The 24,311-nt window shown below is 70.9% G+C and carries 26 protein-coding genes; 13 read left to right on the forward strand and 13 right to left on the reverse strand.

Annotated elements, in window-relative coordinates:
• Positions 1-156 precede the first annotated feature (156 nt).
• From RM479_RS08210 to RM479_RS08235, 6 genes are all read right to left on the reverse strand, one after another.
• The gene (locus tag RM479_RS08210; protein WP_311511121.1) at positions 157-534 is read right to left on the reverse strand and encodes a DUF1304 domain-containing protein; all 378 of its coding nucleotides are present in this window, start codon (positions 532-534) and stop codon (positions 157-159) included.
• A gap of 176 nt (positions 535-710) precedes the next feature.
• The gene (locus RM479_RS08215) at positions 711-1,028 is read right to left on the reverse strand and encodes an L-rhamnose mutarotase (protein ID WP_274812378.1); all 318 of its coding nucleotides are present in this window, start codon (positions 1,026-1,028) and stop codon (positions 711-713) included.
• Positions 1,029-1,057: 29 nt separating this feature from the next.
• Positions 1,058-2,122: a rhamnose ABC transporter substrate-binding protein gene (gene rhaS, locus RM479_RS08220; protein ID WP_311511122.1), complete on the reverse strand. Its 1,065-nt coding sequence runs from the start codon at positions 2,120-2,122 to the stop codon at positions 1,058-1,060.
• On the reverse strand, positions 2,119-3,204 hold the full coding sequence (locus RM479_RS08225) for an ABC transporter permease (protein ID WP_311511123.1): 1,086 nt from the start codon (positions 3,202-3,204) through the stop codon (positions 2,119-2,121). The genes rhaS and RM479_RS08225 overlap by 4 nt, the downstream gene beginning before the upstream one ends.
• Positions 3,188-4,237 carry an ABC transporter permease gene (locus RM479_RS08230; RefSeq protein WP_311511124.1) on the reverse strand — a complete coding sequence of 350 codons (1,050 nt, stop codon included), beginning with the start codon at positions 4,235-4,237 and terminating at the stop codon, positions 3,188-3,190. Before RM479_RS08230 ends, RM479_RS08225 begins: the two co-directional genes overlap by 17 nt.
• Entirely contained in the window at positions 4,234-5,751 is a 1,518-nt protein-coding gene (locus tag RM479_RS08235) for a sugar ABC transporter ATP-binding protein (protein WP_311511125.1), read from the reverse strand. The genes RM479_RS08230 and RM479_RS08235 overlap by 4 nt, the downstream gene beginning before the upstream one ends.
• A gap of 343 nt (positions 5,752-6,094) precedes the next feature.
• On the opposite strand from RM479_RS08235, the gene RM479_RS08240 reads away from it, so the two are divergent.
• A complete protein-coding gene (locus RM479_RS08240; protein ID WP_311511126.1) occupies positions 6,095-7,150 on the forward strand; it encodes a LacI family DNA-binding transcriptional regulator in 1,056 nt (351 codons plus the stop codon).
• A 196-nt stretch (positions 7,151-7,346) separates the two neighbouring features.
• Positions 7,347-7,955, forward strand: coding sequence for a flavodoxin family protein (locus RM479_RS08245; protein ID WP_311511127.1), 609 nt, complete (start codon positions 7,347-7,349; stop codon positions 7,953-7,955).
• Between the two features lie 16 nt (positions 7,956-7,971).
• On the opposite strand, the gene RM479_RS08250 is transcribed toward RM479_RS08245, so the two are convergent.
• The 4 genes from RM479_RS08250 to RM479_RS08265 are packed head-to-tail and all read right to left on the reverse strand — an operon-like array spanning position 7,972 to position 10,864.
• A complete protein-coding gene (locus tag RM479_RS08250) occupies positions 7,972-9,018 on the reverse strand; it encodes an L-histidine N(alpha)-methyltransferase (protein ID WP_311511128.1) in 1,047 nt (348 codons plus the stop codon).
• Complete coding sequence (locus RM479_RS08255; protein ID WP_311511129.1) at positions 9,015-10,016, reverse strand: iron-containing redox enzyme family protein; 1,002 nt, start codon at positions 10,014-10,016, stop codon at positions 9,015-9,017. Before RM479_RS08255 ends, RM479_RS08250 begins: the two co-directional genes overlap by 4 nt.
• A gap of 10 nt (positions 10,017-10,026) precedes the next feature.
• Positions 10,027-10,227, reverse strand: coding sequence for a CDGSH iron-sulfur domain-containing protein (locus RM479_RS08260; RefSeq protein ID WP_311511130.1), 201 nt, complete (start codon positions 10,225-10,227; stop codon positions 10,027-10,029).
• Positions 10,220-10,864: a HemK2/MTQ2 family protein methyltransferase gene (locus tag RM479_RS08265; protein ID WP_311511298.1), complete on the reverse strand. Its 645-nt coding sequence runs from the start codon at positions 10,862-10,864 to the stop codon at positions 10,220-10,222. Before RM479_RS08265 ends, RM479_RS08260 begins: the two co-directional genes overlap by 8 nt.
• Positions 10,865-11,281: 417 nt before the next feature.
• On the opposite strand from RM479_RS08265, the gene RM479_RS08270 reads away from it, so the two are divergent.
• The 5 genes from RM479_RS08270 (at position 11,282) to RM479_RS08290 (ending at position 14,525) form a co-directional block, all read left to right on the forward strand.
• Complete coding sequence (locus RM479_RS08270) at positions 11,282-11,524, forward strand: hypothetical protein (protein WP_311511131.1); 243 nt, start codon at positions 11,282-11,284, stop codon at positions 11,522-11,524.
• A complete protein-coding gene (locus RM479_RS08275) occupies positions 11,499-12,026 on the forward strand; it encodes a DUF6879 family protein (protein WP_311511132.1) in 528 nt (175 codons plus the stop codon). The genes RM479_RS08270 and RM479_RS08275 overlap by 26 nt, the downstream gene beginning before the upstream one ends.
• Before the next feature lie 27 nt (positions 12,027-12,053).
• Entirely contained in the window at positions 12,054-12,905 is an 852-nt protein-coding gene (locus tag RM479_RS08280) for a helix-turn-helix domain-containing protein (RefSeq protein WP_311511133.1), read from the forward strand.
• Between the two features lie 90 nt (positions 12,906-12,995).
• Positions 12,996-13,271: a hypothetical protein gene (locus tag RM479_RS08285; protein WP_311511134.1), complete on the forward strand. Its 276-nt coding sequence runs from the start codon at positions 12,996-12,998 to the stop codon at positions 13,269-13,271.
• Between the two features lie 144 nt (positions 13,272-13,415).
• On the forward strand, positions 13,416-14,525 hold the full coding sequence (locus tag RM479_RS08290) for a protein-L-isoaspartate O-methyltransferase family protein (RefSeq protein ID WP_311511135.1): 1,110 nt from the start codon (positions 13,416-13,418) through the stop codon (positions 14,523-14,525).
• Between the two features lie 333 nt (positions 14,526-14,858).
• Here RM479_RS08290 and RM479_RS08300 read toward each other — a convergent pair whose 3' ends face one another.
• A complete protein-coding gene (locus RM479_RS08300; protein WP_311511299.1) occupies positions 14,859-15,116 on the reverse strand; it encodes a Scr1 family TA system antitoxin-like transcriptional regulator in 258 nt (85 codons plus the stop codon).
• 73 nt (positions 15,117-15,189) lie between these two features.
• Between RM479_RS08300 and bla the strand changes: the two genes are divergently transcribed.
• Positions 15,190-16,131: a class A beta-lactamase gene (gene bla, locus RM479_RS08305; protein ID WP_311511136.1), complete on the forward strand. Its 942-nt coding sequence runs from the start codon at positions 15,190-15,192 to the stop codon at positions 16,129-16,131.
• 114 nt (positions 16,132-16,245) lie between these two features.
• Here bla and RM479_RS08310 read toward each other — a convergent pair whose 3' ends face one another.
• Together RM479_RS08310 and RM479_RS08315 are read right to left on the reverse strand one after the other, a co-directional pair.
• Positions 16,246-16,995, reverse strand: a complete 750-nt coding sequence (locus RM479_RS08310; protein WP_311511300.1) for a response regulator — start codon at positions 16,993-16,995, stop codon at positions 16,246-16,248.
• An 82-nt stretch (positions 16,996-17,077) separates the two neighbouring features.
• On the reverse strand, positions 17,078-18,700 hold the full coding sequence (locus tag RM479_RS08315; protein ID WP_311511137.1) for a sensor histidine kinase: 1,623 nt from the start codon (positions 18,698-18,700) through the stop codon (positions 17,078-17,080).
• Positions 18,701-18,868: 168 nt separating this feature from the next.
• On the opposite strand from RM479_RS08315, the gene RM479_RS08320 reads away from it, so the two are divergent.
• From RM479_RS08320 to RM479_RS08340, 5 genes are all read left to right on the forward strand, one after another.
• Positions 18,869-19,921, forward strand: coding sequence for a tripartite tricarboxylate transporter substrate binding protein (locus tag RM479_RS08320; protein WP_311511138.1), 1,053 nt, complete (start codon positions 18,869-18,871; stop codon positions 19,919-19,921).
• Positions 19,918-20,592 carry a tripartite tricarboxylate transporter TctB family protein gene (locus tag RM479_RS08325; protein ID WP_311511139.1) on the forward strand — a complete coding sequence of 225 codons (675 nt, stop codon included), beginning with the start codon at positions 19,918-19,920 and terminating at the stop codon, positions 20,590-20,592. The genes RM479_RS08320 and RM479_RS08325 overlap by 4 nt, the downstream gene beginning before the upstream one ends.
• A gap of 24 nt (positions 20,593-20,616) precedes the next feature.
• Entirely contained in the window at positions 20,617-22,167 is a 1,551-nt protein-coding gene (locus RM479_RS08330) for a tripartite tricarboxylate transporter permease (RefSeq protein ID WP_311511140.1), read from the forward strand.
• A gap of 36 nt (positions 22,168-22,203) precedes the next feature.
• Complete coding sequence (locus RM479_RS08335; RefSeq protein ID WP_311511141.1) at positions 22,204-23,199, forward strand: Bug family tripartite tricarboxylate transporter substrate binding protein; 996 nt, start codon at positions 22,204-22,206, stop codon at positions 23,197-23,199.
• A gap of 637 nt (positions 23,200-23,836) precedes the next feature.
• Positions 23,837-24,298: a hypothetical protein gene (locus RM479_RS08340; protein ID WP_311511142.1), complete on the forward strand. Its 462-nt coding sequence runs from the start codon at positions 23,837-23,839 to the stop codon at positions 24,296-24,298.
• Positions 24,299-24,311 lie beyond the last annotated feature (13 nt).

Consider the following 24,311-nt stretch of genomic DNA (forward strand, 5'->3'; position numbering starts at 1 on the left):
CGTGCCGTGCCCGCGGGTCACCACTCTCGCAGGGCAGGGGCCGGGTCGGGCCGCCGACGTCCCGCCGCCGGGCCACGGCCCGGTGTGGAGGGGGCCCGCGCGCGGCGGTCGACCGGGCGCGCGTCAGCGCCGACCGGGTGTGGTGAGGGCCGTTGGTCAGAGGGCGAGCAGGACGGAGACGACGGCCAGGGCGGGGGCCGTCCCCTGGATCATGGCGGCGCGCGTCTTGGTGGCGTCCCGGGTGACCAGGACGAGGGCGGCGGCGAGCATGGAGCCGGTGCCGGCCAGGATCAGGGCGGTGCCGGCGGCCGGGATCGGACCCCACAGGGCCAGGCCGACCACGGTGACGATCGCCAGGAACAGGTTGTAGAAGCCCTGGTTGTAGGCGAGTTCGCGCGTGGTCTCGGCGGCCTCCGCCGAGGTCCCGAAGATCCGGCGGGTGGACGGCGCGGTCCAGCGCAGCGACTCCAGGACGAAGATGTAGACGTGGAGGAGCGCGGCGATCGCGGCGAGGACGACGGTGACGATCTGCACGGGACCACCTCGGGTACGTCGGACGGAGCGGGACGGAACGGTACCAGCCTGGCCCGCGAGCGCCCGAAGGACCCCCCGACACTCCGAGGGACTCGGCCGCGCACACGCGACGGCGCGGCGGTCCAGGACGGTGACCGCCGCGCCGTGCGCGCACCCGACCTCTCGGGTCGCCGCCTCTAGGGCAGGTGGAAGACCTCGGTCAGCGGCACCATGCTCGCGTCCGGGGCCGCTTCGAGCCCTTCGAAGAAGGGCGCCATCTCGGCCTGCCAGCGGGCGTTGACCTCGGTGCGGGCCATGAGCTCACGGGCCCGCTCGAAGTCCTCGGTCTCCAGGTAGCCGATGATCGTGCCGTCCCCCGCGGAGAACAGGGAGTAGTTGCCCCACCCGGCCTCGGTGAGCGCTTCGCGCATCTCGGGCCAGACGGCGGCGTGCCGCTCCTCGTACTCCTTCAGCCGGTCCTCGCGGACCTTCAGGACGAAGCAGACGCGCTGCACGGTCGTCCCCCTTCCTCGGTCGGGATCCGTCAGAAGTCGAAGTCGTCGACGTTGTCGGCGTCGAAGACCTGCGGCGGGCCCAGGACGATCTCACCGTCGGTCTCGAAGGTGTACTCGCCCAGACGCCCGGCCGTGAAGGTCTCCCCCGCCGCACCGGTGATCTGCCCGGCCTTGAGGGCGGCGCCGGTGTAGCCGGCGAGGTAGCCCAGGTCGAGCGGGTTCCACAGGGCGAACCGGTCGACGGTGCCGTCGTGGACGAACTCGCTCATCTGGTTGGGGGTGCCCAGACCGGTGACGGCGAAGTCGCCCTTGTACTCGGAGTCGCTGATGTAGCGGGCGGCGGCGGCCACTCCGACGGTGGTCGGGGAGACCACGCCGTCCAGGTCGGGGTGGGCCTGGATGAGGCCCTGCATCTCCTGGAAGGACTGGAGGTCGTCGTCGTTGCCGTAGACCACGTCGACCAGTTCCAGGTCGGCGTACTCGTCCTCGGTCAGGACCTCCTCCATCGCCGCGATCCAGGCGTTCTGGTTGGTGGCGTTGGGGGTGGCGGACAGGACGGCGAACGTGCCCTCGCCGCCCAGGTCCTCGGAGATCATCTCCACCAGGGTGCGGCCGACCAGTTCGGTGGTCGACTGGTTGACGAACACGTCGGTGCAGTTGGCGTTGGAGTCGTAGCCGACGATGGCGGCACCGTTGTCGCGGGCCTCGTTGAGGGCCGGGCAGACCGCGTCGGGGTCGTTGGCGGCGATGACGATGACGTCGCTGCCGGCCTGGCTGGCGGCGTTGATGTACTCCACCTGGGAGTCGGCCGTGGCCTCGGTGCCGCCGCGCTCGGTGGCCTCGCCGCCGAGCTCGTCGACGGCCTCGGTGCCGCCCGTGTTGACGATGTCGAAGAAGGGGTTGTTGAGCTGCTTGGGCAGGAAGTCGATCTTCAGGCCCTCGGGGATCTCCGCGTCGGGGTCGGCGGTGCCGGTGGGGCCGGTGCCGCCCGCGTCCTGGGCGTCGTCGATGGTGGTCCCACCGCAGGCGGCCGTCATCAGGACGGCGGCGAACGCGGAGGCCGCCAGGAAGAGGTGACGGGGACGGTGTGTCATGACTTTTCTCCGTTGAGTGGACGGTCACCGGGGACGGTTCCGGTGGGGACCTCGGATGTGCGGCGGGAACGCACCCGGGCCACGATGTTGGGGGTGACGACGGAGGCGATGAGGATGGAGCCGGTGACGATCTGCAACACGTCGCTGCCGATGCCGAACAGTTGGAGGGCGTTGCGGATGACGCCCAGGAGCAGCACGCCGGACATGACGCCGAGCACCGATCCGACGCCGCCGAAGATGGACACGCCACCGAGCAGGACCGCCGCGACGACCTGGAGTTCCAGGCCCATGGCGGTGTCGGCCCGGGACGTGCCGTACTGGAGGGTCCAGAAGACGCCGGCGCCGGAGGCGACCACGCCGCTGAGGGTGAAGAGCCAGAACTTGGTCCACTTCACCGAGACGCCCGTGAACCGGGCGGCCTCGGCGTTGTGGCCGATGTCGTACAGGGACCGGCCGAACGCGGTGACGTGCAGCAGGACGGCGAAGAGCAGCGCCATCACCAGGACGGCCACGGCGATCCAGGGCAGCCCCTGGACACCGAGGAACGGCTGGCGCACCCCGCTCACCCAGTCCTGCGGGTAGCTGGCCACGGCGCGGTCGCCCAGGAGCACGTACGCCAGGCCCCGGTACAGGGCCATGGTCCCGATGGTGACGGCCAACGACGGCAGCCCGCACACGGTGACGAGGAACCCGTTGAAGGCGCCCAGGGCCAGCCCCAGGAGCAGGGCGATGGGGATCGCGGTCTCCAGCGGCGTCCCCGACTCCCAGAGGAGGCCGAGGGTGGCGCTGGTCAGGGCCAGGGTGCTGGCCACCGACAGGTCGATCTCGCCGGTGATGACGATGAGCGTCATCGGCAGGGCGATCATCGCGATCGCGGCGATGCTGAGCACCAGGAAGTTGACGTTGCGCGGGGTGCCGAACATGTCCACGAACAGGACGGCGATCGCGGCGACCACGATGAGCGCGCCCAGCACCGGGACGCCCTGGGTGGACAGTACCGACCGGATCGGGGACTCCGGCGCGGTGGCGCGGATCCGCTCCCGGTCGGGAGCGGGGACGGTCGTGTCAGGCGCCACGGGCACCTCCTCCTCGAAGCCTGCGCGCCGTGCGGAGCGCGAGCAGCCGGTCCAGGCCGATGGCGGCGAGGATGAGCACGCCCACGACGGCCTGCTGCCAGAACGGGTTGATCTGCCAGATGGGCAGGGCGGCGGTGATGGTGGTCATCAGGACGCCGCCCAGGACGGCGCCGAAGATGGTGCCCACACCACCGGTGAGGGCGACGCCCCCGACGACGGCGGCGGCCACGACCTGGAGTTCCATGCCGGTGCCGACGGTGGAGTCGACGGTTCCGTAGCGGGCGGTGAACAGGACGCCGGCCAGTCCGGCCAGGGCGCCGTTGAGGGCGAAGGCGAGCACGACCCGTCGGCCGGCGGGGATGCCGGACAGGCGGGCGGCCTCGGCGTTGGAGCCGATGGCGTAGAGTTCACGGCCGCTGCGGTAGTGGGACAGGTACACGCCGACGGCGATGGCCACGATGATGGCGACCAGCGCGGGCAACGGGACGCCCAGGAAGCCCACCCGGCCGAGCCGGAGGAACGCGGCGGGCATGTCGGCGGCGTTGATCTGCGATCCACCGGCCCACCAGTGGTCCAGGCCCCGGAAGATGTACAGGGTGCCCAGGGTGACGACCAGGGCGGGCACCTTGACGGTGGTGACCAGCAGACCGTTGAACAGGCCGCACAGCAGGCCGATGGCCACACCGGCGATCATGCCGACGGGGACGGGCAGTCCGGGGAAGGCCGCGAAGAGCGCCGCCGTACCGAAGGCCGACAGACCCAGCACCGATCCGACCGACAGGTCGACGTTCTTGGTGATGAGAACCAGGGACTGGCCGATGGCCAGGATGACCAGGACGGTGGCGCCCAGGAACAGGTCGCGCACGCCCTGGGTGGAAAGGAAGCCCGGGTTGTGCAGCCAGGTGGCCGTGATGAGGATGACGACGGCCAGGAGCACGCCGATCTCACGGAACTGGCGCCGGGTCCGGGCGGTGCGGCCGGTGTTCTCCGGCGGCTCCCCGGCGGTGGACTCGGGGACGGCGGTGGACGTGTGCGTCATGCGGCCTCACTCGGTCGCTGTCCGGTGGCCGCGTACATGACCGACTCCTCGTCGGCCTGGGCGCGGTCGAGTTCGGCGGTGATGCGGCCCTCGTGCATGACCAGGACCCGGTCGGCCATGCCCAGGACCTCGGGGAGTTCGCTGGAGACCATGACGATGGCCAGGCCCTGACCGGCCAGGGTCGACAGCAGACGGTGGACCTCGGCCTTGGTGCCGACGTCGATGCCCCGGGTGGGCTCGTCGATGAACAGCACGCGGGGTTCGGTCGACAGCCATTTGGCCAGGACGACCTTCTGCTGGTTGCCGCCCGAGAGGGTGGCGACGGCGTCGTCGATGTGGCCGTACTTGAGGTTGAGTCGCTCGCCCCAGGCGCGGGCGGTGTCGCGTTCGTCGCGGGAGCGCAGCAGCCCGAAGCGGCTGAGCACGCGGCGTCGGGTCGAGGTGGCGTTGCGGCCGATGGAGGACTCCATGATCAGCCCCTGGTGGCGCCGGTCCTCGGGGACCAGGGCCATGCCCGCCTCGATGGCGGCCTTGGGCCGGCCGGCGGGCAGTGCCGCGCCCTCGACGCGGACACCGCCGGCGTCGTAGTGGTCGATGCCGAAGACGGCGCGGACGACCTCGCTGCGTCCGGCGCCGACCAGCCCGGCCAGGGCGACGATCTCACCGGTGCGCACGGAGAACGACACGTCGGCGAACACGCCGGTGCGGGTCAGGCCCTCCACTTCGAGGACGACGTCGCCGTGTTCGGCCTCCTCCTTGGGGTAGAGGCTGGTGACCTCACGGCCGACCATGCGGCGCACCACGGTGTCGACGTCCAGTTCGGCGGTGGGGTCGCAGGAGACGAACGCGCCGTCGCGGACGACGGTGATGCGGTCGCACAGCGAGAACACCTCGTCGAAGCGGTGCGAGATGAACAGCAGCGCCGCCCCGGAGTCGCGCAGGGTACGGGCGACGGTGAAGAGGCGCCGCGCCTCCACCCCGGACAGCGCGGCGGTGGGCTCGTCCATGATGAGCACGCGCGCCCGCCGGGTGATGGCCTTGGCGATCTCGACGAGCTGTTGGTCGGCGATGGACAGGCCGTTGGCCGGGCGGTCGGGGTCGATGTCGACGCCCAGCCGGGTGAACGCCTCGGCGGTCTCGCGTCGCATGCGCGCCTTGTCGATGGTGCCCAGGCGGGTGCGCGGCTGGCGGCCGATGAAGATGTTCTCGGCGACGCTCAGGTCGGGGAAGAGCGTGGGCTCCTGGTAGATGACGGCGACGCCGGCGCGCTGGGCGTCGGCGGGCGCGGTGAAGACCGTGGGGTCTCCGTCGACCAGGATCCGGCCCGTGTCGGGTCGGTGCACTCCCGCGATGGTCTTGACCAGGGTGGACTTACCCGCCCCGTTCTCCCCGACGAGCGCGTGGATCTCTCCGGCGCGCAGTTCCAGGGACAGCCCGCGCAGGGCGCGGACACTGCCGAAGGACTTGGTGACGTCGACCAGCGCGAGGGGTGGGGGGACCTCCGATGGGTCCACGTGGCCCTCCTTCTCCGGTGCGGGGGGTTCCGTTCGGGGAGCACTCCCCGAACCAGAACCTCAAAAACGTTTTAATATGAACTGGATGTTAAGTGGCACACACCCACCCGTCAAGGGGAGACCTTGGAAAACACCAGACCGGGAGCGGGTGATCACCGCTTGAGGATATCTGGGAGACCCTCACACTTCGACACACGAGGGGTCACCGAGGGCGTTTTCGTTGACACGTTTCAAACCAGGTGTGACCATGGGGGCGCAAGCGTGCGATCCGTGCGGCCCCGCCGGGGGACACGCCGATACCATGCGAGGGCCCTCGCCCCCGAAGACCGCCCGGGAGAACCCCTTGTCCAGCAGCGCCCGCCCCTCCCACCCCAAGGTGGGGATCACCGAGGTCGCCAGACACGCGGGCGTCTCCCCCGGTACCGTCTCCAACGTGCTCAACCGCCCCGAGCGGGTGGCCTCGGCCACCCGGCGCCGGGTCGAGGCGGCCATCGCCGAACTCGACTACGTGCGCAACTCCTCGGGCAGCAGCCTGCGCTCGGGCCGCAGCAGCTCGGTGGGCCTGCTGGTCCTGGACGTGACCAACCCCTTCTTCACCGGGGTCTCCCGCGGCGTGGAGGACGAGGCCGCCACCCAGGGGCTGGCCGTGGTCCTGCTCAACTCCGCCGAGGCCCGTGACCGCCAGCGCCGCAACATCCGCCTGCTGGCCGAACAGCGCGCCGCGGGCGCGGTGGTGATGCCCGTCGACGACGATCTGTCCGACCTGCTCTGGCTGCGCCGACAGGGCACCGCCTGGGTGGCCCTGGACCGCGGCGACGTGGGCGAGGACGTGGGGTGCAGCGTCAGCGTCGACAACCTGGCCGGCGGCCTGATCGCCGGTCGGCACCTCATCGGGCTGGGCCACGAGCAGGTGACGTTCCTGGCCGGACCCTTCTCCATCGAACAGGTACGGCAGCGCCACGAGGGACTGCGGACGGCCTTCGAGGAGGCGGGCATGGACCCCGAGGAGGCGGTGCGGGTCGTCGAACGCCCCCTGCTCAACCCCGAACAGGGCGAGCAGGCCGTGGACGCGGTGCTGGCGGGCGGCCCCCGCCAGCGGCCGAGCGCGGTGCTGTGCGCCAACGACCAGCTGGCCCTGGGCCTGATGAAGGGGCTGGGCAGACGCGGCCTGCGGGTCCCCGACGACCTCTCGGTGATGGGGTACGACGACGTCGACTTCGCCGACCTGATCCACCCCGGCCTGACCACGGTCGCCCAGCCCAAGTACCGGCTGGGCCGGGCGGCGATGCGCCTGCTCAACTCCGAACTCGACCATCCCGAGCACCACGTCCACGAGCGGATACTGTTCACCCCCGAACTGGTCGTGCGCGGCTCCACCGCCGTCCACCGCACCGGATGATCCGGGGCGGAGCACCGCCGGGCGCTCCGCCGGGACGCACCGGGCGTTCGTGTCGGCCGCCCGGCCCTGGTCGCGGCGGCGTGCGCACCGTTCGTCCGCCGCCTCCCCCGGCCGCCGCTCACGTGCCGCCGGGCACCTTCACAGAAAATCGCCTTGAGTAGGCGGATGAACACGATCTGTTGGGTATCCATCCCGCATGGATTCCTTGAACGCGTTGGCCCTCGTGTGCAGCCTCAAACCCTCGCCGGCTCCTTCGAGCAGCGAACTGATGGCACGACAGGTCCTCGACGCCCTGGCCGAGCAGGGCGTCACCGGTGGCTCCGTCCGCGTCGTCGACTTCGACGTCCGTCCCGGCGTGGAGACCGACATGGGCGGCGGTGACGCGTGGCCGGGCATCCGCCGACGCGTCCTCGACACGGACATCCTGGTGGTGTCGACGCCCACCTGGGTCGGCCACATGTCCAGCGTCGCCCAGCGCGTCCTGGAGCGCCTGGACGCCGAGCTGTCCGAGACCGACGACGGGGGTCGGCCGAGCATGTTCGGCAAGGTCGCCGTGACGGCGGTGGTCGGCAACGAGGACGGTGCGCACAAGATCACCGCGGACCTGTTCCAGGCGCTCGGCGACATCGGTTTCACCATTCCGGCCCAGGGCGGCACCTACTGGAACAACGAGGCGATGAACCCGAAGGACTACATCGACCTGGAGCGGACACCGGAGGCGGTCGCCGCCGCGACGGCCACCCTGGCCCGCAACGCGGCCCATCTCGCCCGGCGGTTGCGCGAGCACCCCTACCCGGCGCCCTGACCCGGGGGCACGGCGGTCACCGGGTGCGGTGCGTCACGGCGCGTCGGGTGGCGCCGTTCACCCGGTCACCACGGCGGCGGAAGAGGAAGAGCCCGTACCGCGCGTCGTCGTCCAGCCACCGGGCCCGCAGGCCGAACCCGTGCGCCTCGACCTCGCCGACCAGCCGTCGGTCGTCGAACTTGACCGAGTACCCGACGTTGAGGAACCGCCCGCGCGGTACGCGCAGCGTGATCCCGAGCCCCGGAACGGGCACCTCCTGGTCGGACCGGGCGCGAAGAACGCCCTCCACGGTGGAGGTGGCCGCGTTGTAGTGGGCCTCCGGGACGAAGTCGGCGAGCACGAAGTCGGCGCCGTAGAGGTCGTTGAGCCGGGTGAGGTGGTTGAGCCGGAAGTCGGCGAACGCCGAGTGCCCGGCCGGATCGTTGTAGCAGGTCTCCAGTTCCTCGCGGCTCTTGTCCAGGTCGGCGGAGACCAGGAAGCTCCCGCCCGGGCCCAGGGTGCGGGCGATCTCGCCGAGCAGCCCGTCGCGTTCCCGGCGCGTGGCGTTGCCGAAGCCGCTGCCGAGGAAGACGACCGCGAGCGGTCCCGGGGCGTGGGTGCGCAGCCAGTCGAGACCTGCCTCGTAGCGTCCCCACAGGCCCGTGACCTCCAGACCGTCCAGCTCGGCGCACAGGGCGGCGCCACTGGACCGCAGCATGTCCCGGTCGACGTCGATCGGCAGGTAGCCGGTCCCCCGCAGGCGCAGGTGGCTTTCCAGCAGCAGCCGCGTCTTCTTCGCGCTCCCGCTGCCCAGTTCCGCGATCCGCTCGCAGTCGAGCAGACCGGCGATCTCGGGGGCGTGGCGCTCCAGCAGGGCGCGTTCCACACGGGTCAGGTGGTAGGTGGGCAGCTCGGTGATCTGCTCGAACAGTCGGGAACCGACCGCGTCGTAGCCGAGCCAGGGCGGCAGCCGGGGCGGTGTGTCCTGAAGGTGGTCGCGCACGACCACGTCCCGGGGCACGGTGTCGCCCCGGTCGGCGACCGGGATGACACGGAGCCGGTCCTCCGGTCCATGGGACGTCATGGTCTCCCCGTTTCCGCGCCGTCGCGCAGGCTCGACTCGCCGCGGTTCCAGTGGTGCAGCAGCCGCTCCTCCGACCGGGCGGCCAGGAACACGCTGCTGCGAATGCCGAACACGATGTCGGGCGCCAGCGCGGGTTCGGCGGCCAGCAGCGGCGCGATGACCTCGCGCCGAAGGAGCTGCTCGTGCACCGCGTCGGCCTCGACGTGCTCGGCGTAGAACCGGATCGCGGCCGGACCGCAGCCCAGCCTGCGCATGGCCTTGACCATCCGGTCCGAGCCGGGCGAGGACGTGAGCTCGACGGTGGCGAACTGTCCGATCAGCATCGCGCGCAACCCGCGGTGCAGCCCGTACAGCGACATGAGGTTGACCTCGGCCAGTGTCTCGGCGGGGGCGGAGTCGAGATAGGCGCCGTAGTCCTCGGAGAGGCCGAGTTCGGTCATCATGTCGGCGAAGAGCCTGGCGTGCGCCCGCTCGGGGTCGCCCGCGCCGTACTCGTCGTGCTGCACCGTCACGAGGGCGGCTTTGCCCGGCCCGTCCAGGCGCGGGATGACGAAGGTCTGCGGGTCGGCCTCCTTCAGGTGGTAGAGCGAGCGGTGCGCGACGTACTCGCGCAGCTGCCACGGTTCCCCGTCACGGCTCAGGTACCGGGAGACGCCGGGCGCGTCGACGTGCTCGACGAGGAGTGCGTCGAGTTCGCCCTCGACGTCCGAGCCGGGGGGCACGTCCTCTCTGAGCGCGTCGAGGAAGACCCGTTCCAGCTCGGCACGGATCGCCAGCAGCGCGGGATCCCACTCACGCTCGGCGTCGACCTCCCCGAAGCCGCGGTAGTGCAGCTCGTAACAGCAGTAGAGGGCCAGTTGGAGGTCCTCGCCGTAGGGCGGGGACCCGTCCACGTCGGGAGGTCCGGCACGGTTCCCGCGCAACGCGGACAGGACCGCCTCGGAGATCGGGCCGCGAGGAGAGGGCAGCGCCGGCGCTCTCCGCATCGTCGTGGTCATGGGTCGCGCCCTACCTTTCCTTGTCGCGTACGCGTCGGCGGTGGCTGGTGTCGCAGAACGGGCGGCGTCGGCTGCGACCGCACGCGCACAGCGCGGTCACCGCCCGGTCGCTGCGCACGCGCGTTCCGTCGGGCATCTCCACGTCGACCGGCCCGTAGACGAGGATCGGGCCCTCGCCGGTGACGATGACCCGACGGCGGTCCTCAGCCATGACGCGCCTCGATGACCACGAGCTCCTCCTCCGTCTGGTCGGGGGCGAGCAGCCCGCGGGCGCGCAGCGCCGGGGCCCGGGACCGCAGCACCGGCCCGAACGGGACGCGGCCCCTGGCGAGGACCGCGGGCACCAGGTCGGCCTTCTCCAGCCGGTCCAGGGTGGCCTGCTCGTCGGCGAGTTCGGACTGCACGAGCAGGAGCGCGCCGTCCTCGCTGAGCACCGAGGGCGCCCCCGCGCAGATGCGGTCCAGCAGGAACCGCCCGTCCGGTCCCGCGTCCCAGCACCTCGCCATCCGGTGGCGGGGCGGTCGCAGGTCAGGGGCGGGCACGTAGGGCGGGTTGGCGAGCACGAGGTCGAAGCGCCGCGGGGCCACGGGGGCGAACAGGTCACCGCGTCGGACCGTCACCGGGATGCCGTGCAGTCGGCTGTTGAGCCAGCTCGTCAGGACCGAACGCAGTGACAGGTCGACCGAGGTGACGCTGGCCGCGCCGGCGCGGAAGGCCTCGATGCCCAGGGCACCGGTCCCCGAGCCCACGTCCAGGACCGAGCGGCCGACGACCCGGCCGTGACGGCGCAGCACGGCACGGAGCAGCGAGGTGTCGTGCTGTGTCCGGTAGACGCCCGGCAGCCTCATGAGCAGCATGGGACGACCACTACCCGGTCTCCACGCGGCCAATCGCCCCTTGACGTCTTCTGGGTGATGGCCGGTGACCGTGGGTGATTCCCGGCGTCCTCCGGTCCACGCGAGCGATCCGCGCCGAACCCGATGCGGCACGATCGACTTTCCCGGGCGCGGGCCGAATCCTTTCGGCGCGCCCGCACCTCCTGTACATGTTCCGGGAGGTGAACCGGACGGCCAGATCGCCCCTCCGTGTGCGGCCACTGCGGTTTCGAGCGTCCGAGGAGCCACCTCCCGGTGTCCCCTTCGTCCCGCCCCGGACATCTCGGAGAGGAACTCCGCCGTCCGTATACGGCCATGGCCTTGACACACGGAGTGATCACACGGGATGTTCGTGCAACCGGATGCAACCAACGCGAGAGGAATGCATCCATGACGACACTGAAGTTCATCGGCAAGGATCCCGGGTCGGACACCAAGGGATCACCGACGGTCTTCGTGGACCCGTCCACGGCCGATCTGGTCATCCAGGGATGGAAGGCCGATGAGGACACCCTGTCGGTCTGCCGGGAACTGGGCGACCTCCCCGACCACGAGGCGGTCGTGCGCCTCCCCGCCCGCATGATCGAGATTCTGAGGAAGGCCTGCGATGACGCAGAACGCGCCCACCTTTGACGAGCTGTTCGCCTCCTGCCGAGACTCCGCCGTCCACCTGGAGATGCGCGACGTCTACGACATCGACGGGGAGATCGAGGGCTTCGAGAAGTGGAGGCGCTCCGGGCACCGCGACGACTGGGACGACCGGGACTCCTGGTGGCTGCCCTTTCACCAGTCGGTCGCCGACGCCACCGCACGAGGGGTGCTGGTACGCCGTGCGCGCATCGTCTCCATGCCGGTGACCGAGTACATCCGCTACGAACACGCGGGGACCCCGGGGAACATCCTCGCCGGGGAACACGTACGCTGGCTCCCACGCCGCCGGGCCACCGACCTCGCCCTGCCAGGCAACGACTTCTGGCTCTTCGACGGCCGGGTCACCCATGTCAACCACTTCACGGGCGACGGACGGTGGCTCGAAGAAGAGATCACCGAAGACCCGGAGCTGGCCGAGTTGTGCTCCTCCGCCTTCGAAGCCGTGTGGGAACGAGCCGTCCCCCACGAAGAATTCGCCCTCTGACCCCTTCGACCACCGGATTGCCCGCTCGTGCCTTCCTCGTCCAGATCCAGCGCCCAGGCGGCCCGTGAGGCCGTCGCATCCCGACTGAAGGAAATCCGCCTGGACGCCGGGCTGACGGGTGTCGAACTCGCCGCCCGGTGCGACTGGAACAAGTCGAAGTCCTCCCGTATCGAGAACGCGAAGACACCCCCTTCCGACGCCGACATCCGGGCGTGGTGCCGGGCCTGTGGTGCGGACGGGCAGGCGGAGGACCTCGTCGCGGCCTCCAGGAACGCCGAGTCGCTGTACGTGGAGTGGCGGCGCAAGCAGCGGGCCGGGCTGCGCCGCCTCCAGGAGTCCTACGTTCCGCTGTACGAACAGACCGGGCTCTTCCGGATCTACAGCCCGAACGTGGTTCCCGGCTTCCTTCAGACATCCGGTTACATCACCGCGCTCTTCAGCGCCATCACCGATCTCGACGGCGACGATGACCAGGACGTCGAGGCGGCGGTGGAGGCCCGTATGGACCGCTCGCGCATCCTCAGGCGCGGGGGGCACCGCTTCTCGATGGTGCTCGAAGAGTCCGTCCTGCGCTATCGCATGGGCGAAACGGAAGTGATGGCGGGGCAGCTCGGACACCTGCTGTCCGTCATGTCCCTGGCGAACGTCTCCGTCGGGATCATCCCCTTCGCGGCACGGCGTCTCGTGTGGCCGCTGGAGGCCTTCACCGTCTATGACGACCACCTCGTGCGCGTCGAACTCACCACCGCGGAACTGGCCATCCAGGCCCCCACCGAGGTGGAGACCTACATCAAGGCGTTCGGACGCCTCCAGAAGCACGCCGTGTACGGACCCGAGGCGCGGGCGCTGATCACCTCGGCCATCGAAGCGCTCGATTAGTTTATGCAACTTCATGCAACAAGCTCGACTCTCCTGAACCACACTCCGTAGTGTCCTGAACAGAGCCCCGGACACAGATCGGACGCCCCCGTGAAGGACACCCCCGAGCCCGATGCCGCACAGACCGACCCCACCCGAACGGCGCTCGCCGCCGTGCGCCGACACTACGGCGACCGGTACACCATCCACCACAACGGTGACCTGTGGGTGGCCTGCGACCGATCCCCGTGCGGCCTGACCGCGCCCACGATCATCGAGCCCACCCTGGAGTCGTTCGTGGCCGCACTGGAGGCACCCGGACCGCGCTTCGGTCGCCCGTTCCCCCCGGATCCCGGGGACCCGGGCCCGTTCCTCTCCCGACTGTGAGGTCTCGATGGCCGAGAAATGCTCGATGTGCAGGGGTGACGGCACCGTCATCGCCAAACGCGACGGAAAGAAGAAGGATGACTGGGACAGCCAGGAGGTTCTCATGACCTGCCCCGGCTGCAACGGAACCGGGGAAGTGGAGTAGTGGAACTCGACGACATGCACGAACGGCTCGTCACCGCTCTGGAGGCCTCCGACACGATCCGCGCCGCTTTCGCGGACCGTCCCCGGCACCGGTTCATCCCTGACATGGTGTGGCCGAGCGCGACCGGCCTGCCGCTGTTCCGTAACGCCGATCCGGAGCGGTGGGCCCGGATCGTCTACGCGCAGGACGCGGTGACCATCCAGGCCAACGACGGGGGTGCGGGGCCGCGCAACGAACCCGGTTCGTCGTCGTCCGCACCGCAGCTCATGGCGGACATGATCGCCGCCGCCCGTGTCGAGCCGGGCATGTCCGTCCTGGAGATCGGTACGGGAAGCGGCTGGAACGCCGCGATCCTGTCCTCCCTGGTGGGACCCACCGGCCGAGTCACGACCGTGGAGATCGACCCCGACGTGGCGGCACACGCGCGGACGCGGCTGGAGGGGACCGGGGTCCGAGTCGTCAACGACGTTCTGCCGCCGGAAGCCGACGCCCACGACGCGGTCATCGCCACCTGCGCCGTCAGCCGTGTTCCCCCGGAATGGCTCGCACGCATCGGGCCGGGCGCGGTGGTCGTCACCCCGTGGGCGGCCTCGTCGGACTGGCAGCGCACACCCGTGGCGGCGCTGGTCAAAACCGAGGAGGGACACGCCTCGGGGCCGTTCGTGTGCGACGCCATGTTCATGCATGACCGTACCCAGCGCGTCCCCGACGGGGACTTCCCCGGGGTGGGCCATCGGCCGGAGACGACCACGGTCGTGCCCTTCACCTCCGGTGAAGTGGTCGAACGCGATCTGCTGACCCGGCTCATGCTGATGCTCCCGGGTGTGCGCGTCGGTCTGGGGCTGCGTCCGTTCAACGGCGGTCACGGCCGGATCGTGTACCTGGGCGCGCCGGACGGGTCGTGGGCGTACCTGTGGCCGGACGGATCGGTCACCGGCGGTGGGAGCCTGCCGCTGGCGGAGCGGCTGGAGGACGCTCACCAACGGCTGTCCCAGGCGAACGCGCCCGACCTGGAGGAGTTCTCACTGGAGGTCGGCCCGCCGGATGGGACATGCCGCGTGCGGGCCGGCTCACTCGGGGCGTGGAAGCACGCACCGGGCTCGTACTGAAGCGGGACGGGGCCGGTGCTCATCGCGAACACCGGCCCCACCAGGCGCTAGAGCCGGACGAGTTCGGCGCGCAGCCGCCGGGCGGCGCTCTCCGGCAGACTCCCCTTGATGATCGAACGGTCCAGGATGTCGTAGATGACGGTGCGGCCGTCGGGGAGTCCCATCCCCCGGGCGAACGCCCCGCCCTCGTGCTCGCTCCTCGTCGGCTGCGGCTCGAAGAACCCCGCACCACAGTGCCCTCCTCCAGATGCGCCACCTCCACGCAGCCCTGGGCGGTCTCGCTCGCCCGGGCCTTGAACCAGCGCGCACCGGAAAGGTCGGGGGTGGGTCTTCTCATCTTTCGTGCTCCTCCGCGGCCTTCTCGATGAGAGTCAGGGACTCCTGCGGCGACAGCGGTTCCATCTGCAACCGGTCGAAACGCTCACGGAACTCCGCCACCGTCCGCCGCTTCTGGATGAAGAAGATGTTCCCGGCCGGGGACTCGACGTAGACGTGCTGCCGCACCTCGGAATCATCGAACTCCAGCAGGGTGAAGTGACCGTCCACCCCGGCATGAACGCCCCGCAGGCGTACACGCCGTGCCGCCGGCATCGTCGACAGCGCACCCGACAACCGTGAGACTTCTGAGAGTCACCGTCCACATACGGGGAGAAGGTGTTGCGCGGTGCCGTGGTCCACGACTCGACACGTTGCGTTGGCGGCGCTGGCTCCGGTCGCGCTGGCCCCGCTCGCCGGCTGCTCGCCCCCCGACGTCCCGACCGGCCCCGCCGCCGCGCCGCCGTCGGCCGTCGAGTCCGCCCCGCCCTCCGATCCGCCCCCGCCCCTCCGGGTGGACTCCGATTTCACCCGCCTGGAGGAGGAGTTCGACGCCCGGCTCGGCGTCTACGCGCTCGACACCGGCACGGAGCAGGCGCTGGAGTTCCGGGCCGACGAGCGGTTCGCCTACTGCTCCACGTTCAAGGTCCTGGCCTTCGGCGCCGTACTCGACCGCACACCCGTCGACGAACTCGACCGGGTCGTCACCTTCTCCGAGGCCGACCTGGTCTTCCACTCCCCCGTCACCCGGGAACACGTGTCCACCGGCATGACGCTGCGCGAACTCGGCGACGCCGCGCTGCGCCACAGCGACAACACCGCCTCCAACCTGCTCTTCGAGGAACTGGGCGGACCGGAAGGACTGGGCGAGGTCCTGCGCGGGATCGGTGACGACGTCACCAGCGTGGACCGGATCGCACCGGAGATGGCGGAGGCGGTCCCGGGCGACCCGCGCGACACCAGCACACCGCGCGCGATGGCCACCAGCCTGCGCGCGTTCACCCTGGGCGACGTCCTACCGGAAAACGAACGCGACATCCTCGTCACCATGATGCGCACCAACACCACCGGCGACGACCTGATCCGAGCCGGGGTCCCCGAGGGGTGGGAGGTCGGGGACAAGACCGGCGCCTGCGGCTACGGGACCCGGCACGACATCGGTGTGCTGTGGCCGCCGGAGGGCGACCCCGTCGTCCTGGCGGTCATGTCCGGCCGTGACGAGGCGGGCGCGGACTACGACGACGCCCTCCTCGCGAGGGCCACCGAACTGGCGGTCGAAGCCCTGGGCTGACGGCCGGTCCGGGGCCCGCTACGGCCCCCGCACCGGCCGGCCCGTGTGCCGGCCCTCGGGCTTCGCACACGCGGCCCACCGGGTGGATCCGCGCCATGACCTCCCCGGGGGCGCTCACCCCGACCAGAGGTAGCGCCGTTCGGGACGGCCGGCCGTCCCGTAGCGCAGCCGCACCTCCACGCGCCCGGAGTCGACGAAGAACTCCAGGTAGCGGCGGGCGCTGACCCGGGAGATCCCGGTGGCGGCGGCGCACTCGGTCGCCGACAGGTCCTCGGCGCCCCCGTCCCCGGATCCCCCGTCCCCGGACCGGGCCGCGCGCTCGCGCAGCGCCCGCTCCACCAGGCCGGCGGTCTGGCTGGTCAGCCCCTTGGGCATGGCCTTGGCCGTCCGGCCGGGTGCCCGGCCCGCCGGCCGGGCCGCGCCGAACGCCCGGTCGACGGCCTCCTGGTCGGCCGCACCGCTGTTCTCCAGGTCGCGGCGCAGCCGGGCGTAGTCACGCAGCCGCTCGATCAGGACCGCGGGCTCGAACGGCTTGATGAGGTACTGCACCGCCCCGCCGCGCAGCGCGCGGCGGACGGTGTCGCTGTCCCTGGCCGCGGTGATGACCAGGACGTCCACCTCCGGCAGATCCACGCCGCCGGATCCGCGCAGGCCGCGCAGCACTTCGATGCCGTTCACGTCGGGCAGGTAGATGTCCAGCAGGACCAGGTCCGGGCGCAGCCGGGAGACCATCTCCAGCGCCTCGGCCCCCGTCATGGCCTCACCGACGACGGTGAAGCCGGGGACGCGCTCCACCAGACCGCGATGGACCCGCGCGACCATGAAGTCGTCGTCGACGATGAGCGTTCTGACCTGCGGGTCCATGCTCCGGTCTGCCGTCGCCTCTGGCGCGTTCAACGTGTACCTCCGGTGTGGTGGCGTCCCGGGCGGTGGGGGATGGTCGGCATCAGGTCGTTCCTTCGGTCTCGGACGGGCTGTCGGGCGGGCTCTCGTTCAGGACGGCGACGAACTCCGAACCGGAGACGGTCGCCGACCCGCCCCGGCGCGCGCAGACCAGTCCGACGATGGCCAGTCCCAGGCCGCGTTTTCGCCCTGATCCGCCCTTGGTCGTGTATCCGTGCTGGAACACCTCACCGGCGAGTTCGCTGGGCACGCCCGGCCCGGAGTCGCGGACCGCGACGCGGACCGGATCTCCGCCACCGCCGACGACCTCGACCTCGACCCAGGGCCGCTCGGCGCCCCTGCTGGTCGGGGCGACGGCGTCCAGGGCGTTGTCGATCAGGTTGGCCACGACGGTGACCAGGTCGTCGGACAGCTCCTCCGAGACCGGGTCCAGGCCGGTCCGCGGGGAGACGAGCAGACGTGTGCGCTGTTCGTCGGCCAGGCTGGTCTTGGCGATGAGCAGCGCGGCCAGCGAGGGATCGTTGACCCGGCCGGTGACCTCGGCGCTGAGCTGGGCTCGGGCCCCGCCGATCTGGCTGACGTACTTGGCGGCCTCACCGTACTCGCGCAGCTCCAGCAGCCCGGAGATGACGTGCAGCCGGTTGCTGAACTCGTGCGCCTGGGCACGCAGGGTCTCGGTGGTGGTCTGGCTGGTGTCCAGTTCGTGCTGGAGTTCGACCAGGTCGGTGCGGTCGCGCATCGTCGTCACGGATCCGACGGGGCGCCCCGCGGTCATCAGCGGCATGCGGTTGAGGGCGACGAGCCGGTCGCCCAGCGCCACGACGGTGTCGCGCCCCCGGACCCGGCCCAGGAGCACGTCCTCCAGCTCACCGCCCACGTCCAGGTCGTCCAGGGTGGCGCCGACGCAGTCGGACGGCAGGCCGAGCAGACGGACCGCGGCGTCGTTGGCCAGGGTGACCCGGTGACCCGCGTCCAGTCCCAGGACGCCCTCCTTGATGCCGTGCAGCATGGCCTCGCGGTGTTCGACCAGCCGTGCGATCTGGTCGGGCTCCAGGCCCAGGGTCTGACGTTTGACCCGGCGGGACAGCAGCAGGGACCCGGCCACCCCGGTCACGCTGGCGATGCCCAGGTAGACCAGGAGATTGGGGGTGGCCAGGGCCAGGAGCTCCCACGTTCCGGGGTAGTCCACGCCCGCGACCACGACGCCGAGAATGGTGCCGCCCTCGCCGATGACCGGGACCGCCGCGACCACGGCGCGCTCACCCTCGATCTCGGTCACGCCGGTCCAGGCGCGGCCACGCAGGGCCGAGGCCAGGCCCGGGTCGTCCCGGGACCCCCCGCCCTCGGGGCCGGGGTTCAGGGTCAGGGCCCGGCCGTCCCTGTCGTGGACGACGATGTGGTCGGCGCTGGAGAGCGCGCGGACGCTCTCGGCATGGGGGGCCAGCAGCTCCGGTTGGCCGGAGGTCTCCAGCCCCGCGCGGATGATGTCGCGTGCGGCGGTGCTCTCGGCGACGGAGAGCATGCGGCGGCTCTCGGTCTGGCGCAGGCGGGCGTCGGACTGGGCCATGGACACGGCGGCGACCATGACCAGCACGGTGACCACGATGACCAGCTGGAGTGCGAGGAACTGCCCGGCCAGCGTCGTGCGCGGCGCCCCGAACCTCATCGGTGCGCCGCCCTCCGCGCCGGTGTGAACACAACGACCACAACGTTCCTTAGGACCAATGCCCGCACAAAAGACACAACGCTTTTCACCCGTGTTTCCCTCTGCTTGCCTGTGTGTTGCATCACACACAACCGGAACATACCCGGCCACATCCCCTACGGAGAAATCATGTCTCGCCTGACGAAGACGCATGTCAGTCCTGGTGCCCCCGGTTCGGGCACGTTCCGCCGCACCCTCGGACTCCGCGCGGTCGCGGCCACCGCGGCCCTGCCCCTGCTGCTCACCGCCTGCGGCGGTACCGACGACGGCGTCGCCGAGGACGGGACCTGGGCCCCGACCCAGGCGATCGAGATCACCGCGCCCGCCGCCACCGGCGGCGGCTGGGACACCCTCGCCCGCACCAGCGCCCGCCTGCTGGAGGAGGAGGGGCTGGTCGACCACTCGCCCCAGGTGGTCAACAAGCCGGGTGCCGGCGGCGCCATCGGCTGGGGTTACATCGCCAACAACGCCGGCGACCCGCACAAGCTGTTCGTGACCAGCCCGCCCATCCTGCTGGTGCCGATGGCCGGTGACTCCGACCACGACCACAACGACTTCACACCGATCGCCCGCCTGGCGACCGACTACATGGTCTACCTCGTGGCGGCCGACTCCGACATCGAGACCTTCGCCGACCTGGCCGGGCAGGTGGAGTCGGGCGACCTGAGCGTCGGCGGCGGCTCCGGCCCCGGGAGCATGGACCACGTCGCCCTGGCCGGCGCCCTCCAGGCCGCCGGAGCCGACGCCACCCAGGCCAACTACATCCCCTTCGACGGCGGGGGCGAGGCCCTGACCTCCCTGCTGGGCGGTCACGTGGACGCGGCCGTGGTGGGTGTCGGAGAGGCCCTGGGCATGCTGGAGTCGGGCGACCTGCGCGCGGTGGGCGTCTCCTCGGCCGAGCGCCTGGACGCCGTGGCGGAGGTGCCGACCCTGGTGGAGCAGGACGTCGACTTCACCTTCGACATCTGGCGCGGCGTGATGGGACCGGCGGACCTGACCGAGGAGCAGATTGCCTACCACGAGACCCTCTTCGCGGACCTCATGGAGACCGAGGCGTGGAAGGAGGAGTCCGCCCGCCTGGGCTGGACGGACGCCTACCAGGACAGCGAGGAGTTCGGGACGTTCCTGGACGACACCCGTGGCGAGTTCGCCGAGATCCTGACCGAGGTCGGCCTCCAGTGAGCGAGAAGAGCACGGAGCGCGGGAGCGCGCCGGCGGTGGGGGCGGCTTCGGGCCGCCCCCGGAAGCCCTGGGGGCCGCGGGTCCCCGTCCTGCCGGAGCGGGCGTTCCTGTTCTCGCCGCGCACGCTGGGCGTCGCGATCGCGCTGTTCGCGATCGGTTACCTGGTACTGGCGTTCCAGATGCCCGACTACACGGCGGTGAACGTCCCGGTCCAGCCCTCGACCCTGCCGCGCTGGCTGGGCGTGGTGCTGCTGGTGCTGGCAGTCCTGCTGTTCTTCCAGCGTCCCCAGGTGGACGGAGGGCCCGAGGCCGCCCCGACGGAGGGGGCCGCCGAGGGAGCGGCCGGGGCATCGGCGGACGCCGAGACCGTGGACACGTCCACCGAGGTGTCCGCGGACACGTCGAAGGGCGAGGCCCGGCTGGGCCGCTTCGAGGACACCCGGTTGGAGATCGGTCTGTTCGTCGCCGCTCTGGTGGCCTACGTGGCCCTGTTCGAATTCCTCGGGTTCATCCTGGCCACCGCCCTCTACCTGGGATCGATGACCTGGTATCTCGGCTACCGCCGCCACCTGGTCAACGCCGTGGTCGCCATCGCCCTGCCGTTCACGCTCTACGCGGGCATGACGTGGGGCCTGAACGTGGCGCTGCCGAACGGCCTGCTCCCCTTCTGACCCGAAACCGAGGAACTCCCACTCATGGGCATGCTCGACCAACTCCTGTACGGGTTCAGTATCGCGCTGACCCCGGAGAACCTGCTCTACGTCTTCATCGGCGTCCTGGCCGGAACGATCATCGGCATCCTGCCGGGGCTGGGGCCGATGAGCGCGATCGCGCTGATGATCCCCATCGCCTACGGCATGGATCCCACCTCGGCGATCATCATGCTGGCCGGGGTGTACTACGGCGCGATCTTCGGCGGATCGACCTCGTCCATCCTGCTCAACGCACCGGGTGTGGCCGGAACGGTCGCCACCTCCTTCGACGGCTATCCGATGGCCCTCAAGGGCCAGGCGGGCAAGGCGCTGGCGATCGCGGCGGTCTCGTCGTTCGTCGGCGGCACCATCGGCGTCGTGGGCCTGATGGCCATCGCCCCGAGCCTGGCGTCGTTCGCCGTCAGCTTCGGTCCCACCGAGTACTTCGCGCTGATGGTGCTGGGGTTGACCGCGGTGGTGTCCCTGGGCGGGCGCAACCTGACCAAGGGCCTGATCTCGGCGGTCGTCGGTGTGATCATCGCCCTGGTGGGCATCGACTCCCAGACCGCCATCACCCGGTTCACCTTCGACCGGCCGGAACTCTACGAGGGCGTGGAGTTCCTCATCGTGGCGCTGGGCGTGTTCGCGCTGGCCGAGGTGCTGGTGATGCTCAACCGGCGCGGGAAGGGCGGCGTGCGCAAGGCCGTGACCTCGCTGCGGCTGTCCCGCGGTGAGCTGGCCAGGATCACCCCGCCCACGCTGCGCTCCTCGGTGCTGGGGTTCTTCACCGGTGTCCTGCCCGGGGCCGGGGCCACGGTGGCCTCCTTCCTGGCGTACTCCATGGAGAAGAAGATCGCCCGTGACGGGAAGACCTTCGGACAGGGCAACCTGAAGGGCGTGGCCGCGCCCGAGGCGGCCAACAACGCCGCGGCGGTGGGGTCGTTCGTGCCGCTGATGACCCTGGGTGTGCCGGGGTCGGGCACGACGGCCATCCTGCTGGGCGCGCTGATGGTGCTCGGTGTGCAGCCGGGCCCGACGATGCTGACCGACAACCCCGGCATGTTCTGGGGCGTGGTGGCGTCGATGTACCTGGGCACCGTGGTGCTGCTGGTCCTGAACCTGCCGCTGATCCCGGTGTTCGCCAAGGTCCTCAACACGCCCAGGACGATGCTCCTCCCGCTGGTCGTCGTATTCTGCGTGGTGGGCGTGTACGGGCTCAGCTTCAGCGTGTTCGACCTGGGGCTGCTGGCCGCGTTCGGCGTGATCGGCTTCCTGATGCGGCGCAACGACTTCCCGGCAGCCCCGCTGATCCTGGGTCTGATCCTGGGTGGTCTGATGGAGACGAACATGCGGCGGGCACTACAGATCTCCGGCGGTGAGTGGTCGGTGTTCGTCACCGAGCCGATCTCGGCCGGTCTGCTGGTCCTGGCCGTGCTGTCGCTGCTGCCGTCCCTGGTGCGCGTGCTGCGGCGGCGCCCGGCGGCGGGCACGCCCGCCGAGGTGTCGACGCCCGTGGACGGGTCGGAGGAGCGGACCCCGACGCCACGGGGCTGACGGACGGTCGACGGGTACGAGGAAGAAGCGGGCGGAGTGGACGAGTACGACCGGATGGCCGGGACGCACGCGATGAGTCGCCGTGCCGTCCTGGCCGCCGGCCTCGTCCTGGCCCTGGCGGGGTGCCGGGAGCCCGGACGGCAGGACACGATGCGGATCATGGTGCCGACCCCGCCCGGCGGCGGGTTCGACCACACCGCCCGGACCCTGGCGGCCGTGATCGAGGAGATCGGGGCGGTCTCCGACATGGCGGTCTTCAATCTGGCGGGGAGCACGGGAACCGCCGCGCTGGCCCGCCTGGTGTACGAGCGCGGCTCGGCGGACCTGCTGTTGCAGATGGGGCTGGGCCTGGTCGCCAACACCCACGTCGACTCCGCCGCCGACTCGGTCACCGAGGCCACCGCGCTGGCCCGCCTGATCGAGGTGCCCGAGGTACTGCTGGTCCCGGCCGACTCGGAGTACGCGACCATCGACGACGTGGTGCGGGCCTGGCGGGCGTCCCCGGGCACGATGCGGGTCGGCGGCGGATCGACCCCGGCGGGGCCCGACCACCTGGTGATCATGCTGTTGGCGGAGGAACTGGGCATCGCCCCCGCCGACGTGGTGTACCGCTCCTACGACGGCGGCGGCCCGATGCAGGCCGCGCTGATGAGCCGCGCGGTCGACTTCGCCGCCGCGGGGCCGAGCGAGCAGCGCGCCGCGATCGACTCCGGTCAGCTACGGGTCCTGGCGCTGACGGGGCCGGAGCCGGACCCGGGGATCGACGCGCCGACGTTGACGCAGGCCGGGATCGACCTGGAGTTCATGAACTGGCGCGGGCTGTTGGCCCCGCCCGGCCTGGCCGACGACGACCTCGCGTGGCTGCTCGCGCTGGTGGAGCGGGTGCACGCCTCACCGGAGTGGGAAGAGCGCCTGACGCGCAACCGGTGGACCGACGCCTACCTGGCGGGCGAGGAGTTCGCCGCGTTCCTGGCCGCGGAGGACGAGCGCACCGGGCGGACCCTGGAGCGCATCGGCCTGGCCGGAACCTGACGCTGCCGTCGATCTCGGGAGCCGGGACGTCCCCGCCGGTCCGGGAGCCTCTGGGCGCGGACCGGTTCCCTGGTGTGGAAAGCATCCGCCCCGCTCGCATCGAAGCGGGGCCGGGGCCGGGGCCCCTCGCGGACACCGGCCTGGCCCGCTGCTCGGAGCCAGACGAGTTCGGCGCGCAGCCGCCGTAGCGGCAGGTGCCAGGGAAGGTGGTATCGGCACAAGGCCTGGATGGGGAGATCACTGCTCGCAATGACCGGCGGACCCTCTCTCAGCGAGTGGCATCATCCACCCATCCCCGCGTGTGCGAGGCTCACAGTTAACGAACTGGGCAAACGCGGGACGTTATGTTCACTGCGGCGCGACTCAAGCCGATGCCTCCGGACACTGTGGCATGAGAACCGGCACCGGCTCAAGACAAGCCGTCAGGACCCAGCGGCCCGAGTCGGCACACACGTGCACGCTCACGCTCCAAGGCGGGGCGAGGCAGATGTGTGCGGCCTTTATCCACATTGGCCTGGAACAGAGGGGATTCCTCCCCCAGCCCCTGGGGCGAGAGGAAGCGATTCCCGTTTCGGGCGGGTGGGCGACCTCCTGCGGCCGGCGGGGTGGTGTCGGCGCGGGATGGAAGAATCCCAGGATGCACCTGAGAATCGCCCCGGACCGCCAGGTCACCCCCTCCGCATGTGACCATTGCGGTTCCGAGCACCTGCGGATCTGCGGATTCCTCAACAGTGAGCACGGCGCGTTCGCCGTCTACTACGCCTCGCTCTACGACCACGGCGGGGTGCACGAGGCCTACGTCGACGTCGTCATGGACGACGTATGGAACGACAGCCCCCTGGACCCCAGCCCCAACAGGACGACCTTCGGCTGCCGTGTCGGGCCGGTGGAGGGCGCCCCCGCTCCCGCGTGCTCGCTCGTACAGGCGGCGCGATTCCATGAGGGCGACCCCTTCTACGGGGACCGCCTCGACCGGGACAGGGCCCTCCCCCACCCGTGGCTGCCCCTGTTCTGGGAGACCATGGACCACCTCCTCGAACACGAACCCGACGTTCACGCACACGTGTACTGCGTCAACGCCGCCCCTCAGAAGAACTGAAAAGCCCGTGGCA

Source organism: Nocardiopsis lambiniae, from assembly GCF_031845465.1.
Classification (GTDB): domain Bacteria; phylum Actinomycetota; class Actinomycetes; order Streptosporangiales; family Streptosporangiaceae; genus Nocardiopsis; species Nocardiopsis lambiniae.

What these genes read in the sequence shown, in the direction of transcription:
- RM479_RS08275 (WP_311511132.1), top strand. Translation starts at nt 11,499, where the DNA reads ATGACGCAGAACGCGCCCACCTTTGACGAGCTGTTCGCCTCCTGCCGA.
- RM479_RS08245 (WP_311511127.1), top strand. Translation starts at nt 7,347, where the DNA reads ATGGATTCCTTGAACGCGTTGGCCCTCGTGTGCAGCCTCAAACCCTCG.
- RM479_RS08230 (WP_311511124.1), bottom strand. Translation starts at nt 4,237, where the DNA reads ATGACGCACACGTCCACCGCCGTCCCCGAGTCCACCGCCGGGGAGCCG.
- RM479_RS08330 (WP_311511140.1), top strand. Translation starts at nt 20,617, where the DNA reads ATGGGCATGCTCGACCAACTCCTGTACGGGTTCAGTATCGCGCTGACC.
- RM479_RS08250 (WP_311511128.1), bottom strand. Translation starts at nt 9,018, where the DNA reads ATGACGTCCCATGGACCGGAGGACCGGCTCCGTGTCATCCCGGTCGCC.
- RM479_RS08320 (WP_311511138.1), top strand. Translation starts at nt 18,869, where the DNA reads ATGTCTCGCCTGACGAAGACGCATGTCAGTCCTGGTGCCCCCGGTTCG.
- RM479_RS08315 (WP_311511137.1), bottom strand. Translation starts at nt 18,700, where the DNA reads ATGAGGTTCGGGGCGCCGCGCACGACGCTGGCCGGGCAGTTCCTCGCA.
- RM479_RS08255 (WP_311511129.1), bottom strand. Translation starts at nt 10,016, where the DNA reads ATGACCACGACGATGCGGAGAGCGCCGGCGCTGCCCTCTCCTCGCGGC.
- RM479_RS08265 (WP_311511298.1), bottom strand. Translation starts at nt 10,864, where the DNA reads ATGAGGCTGCCGGGCGTCTACCGGACACAGCACGACACCTCGCTGCTC.
- RM479_RS08310 (WP_311511300.1), bottom strand. Translation starts at nt 16,995, where the DNA reads ATGGACCCGCAGGTCAGAACGCTCATCGTCGACGACGACTTCATGGTC.
- RM479_RS08300 (WP_311511299.1), bottom strand. Translation starts at nt 15,116, where the DNA reads ATGCCGGCGGCACGGCGTGTACGCCTGCGGGGCGTTCATGCCGGGGTG.
- RM479_RS08340 (WP_311511142.1), top strand. Translation starts at nt 23,837, where the DNA reads ATGCACCTGAGAATCGCCCCGGACCGCCAGGTCACCCCCTCCGCATGT.
- rhaS (WP_311511122.1), bottom strand. Translation starts at nt 2,122, where the DNA reads ATGACACACCGTCCCCGTCACCTCTTCCTGGCGGCCTCCGCGTTCGCC.
- RM479_RS08260 (WP_311511130.1), bottom strand. Translation starts at nt 10,227, where the DNA reads ATGGCTGAGGACCGCCGTCGGGTCATCGTCACCGGCGAGGGCCCGATC.
- RM479_RS08270 (WP_311511131.1), top strand. Translation starts at nt 11,282, where the DNA reads ATGACGACACTGAAGTTCATCGGCAAGGATCCCGGGTCGGACACCAAG.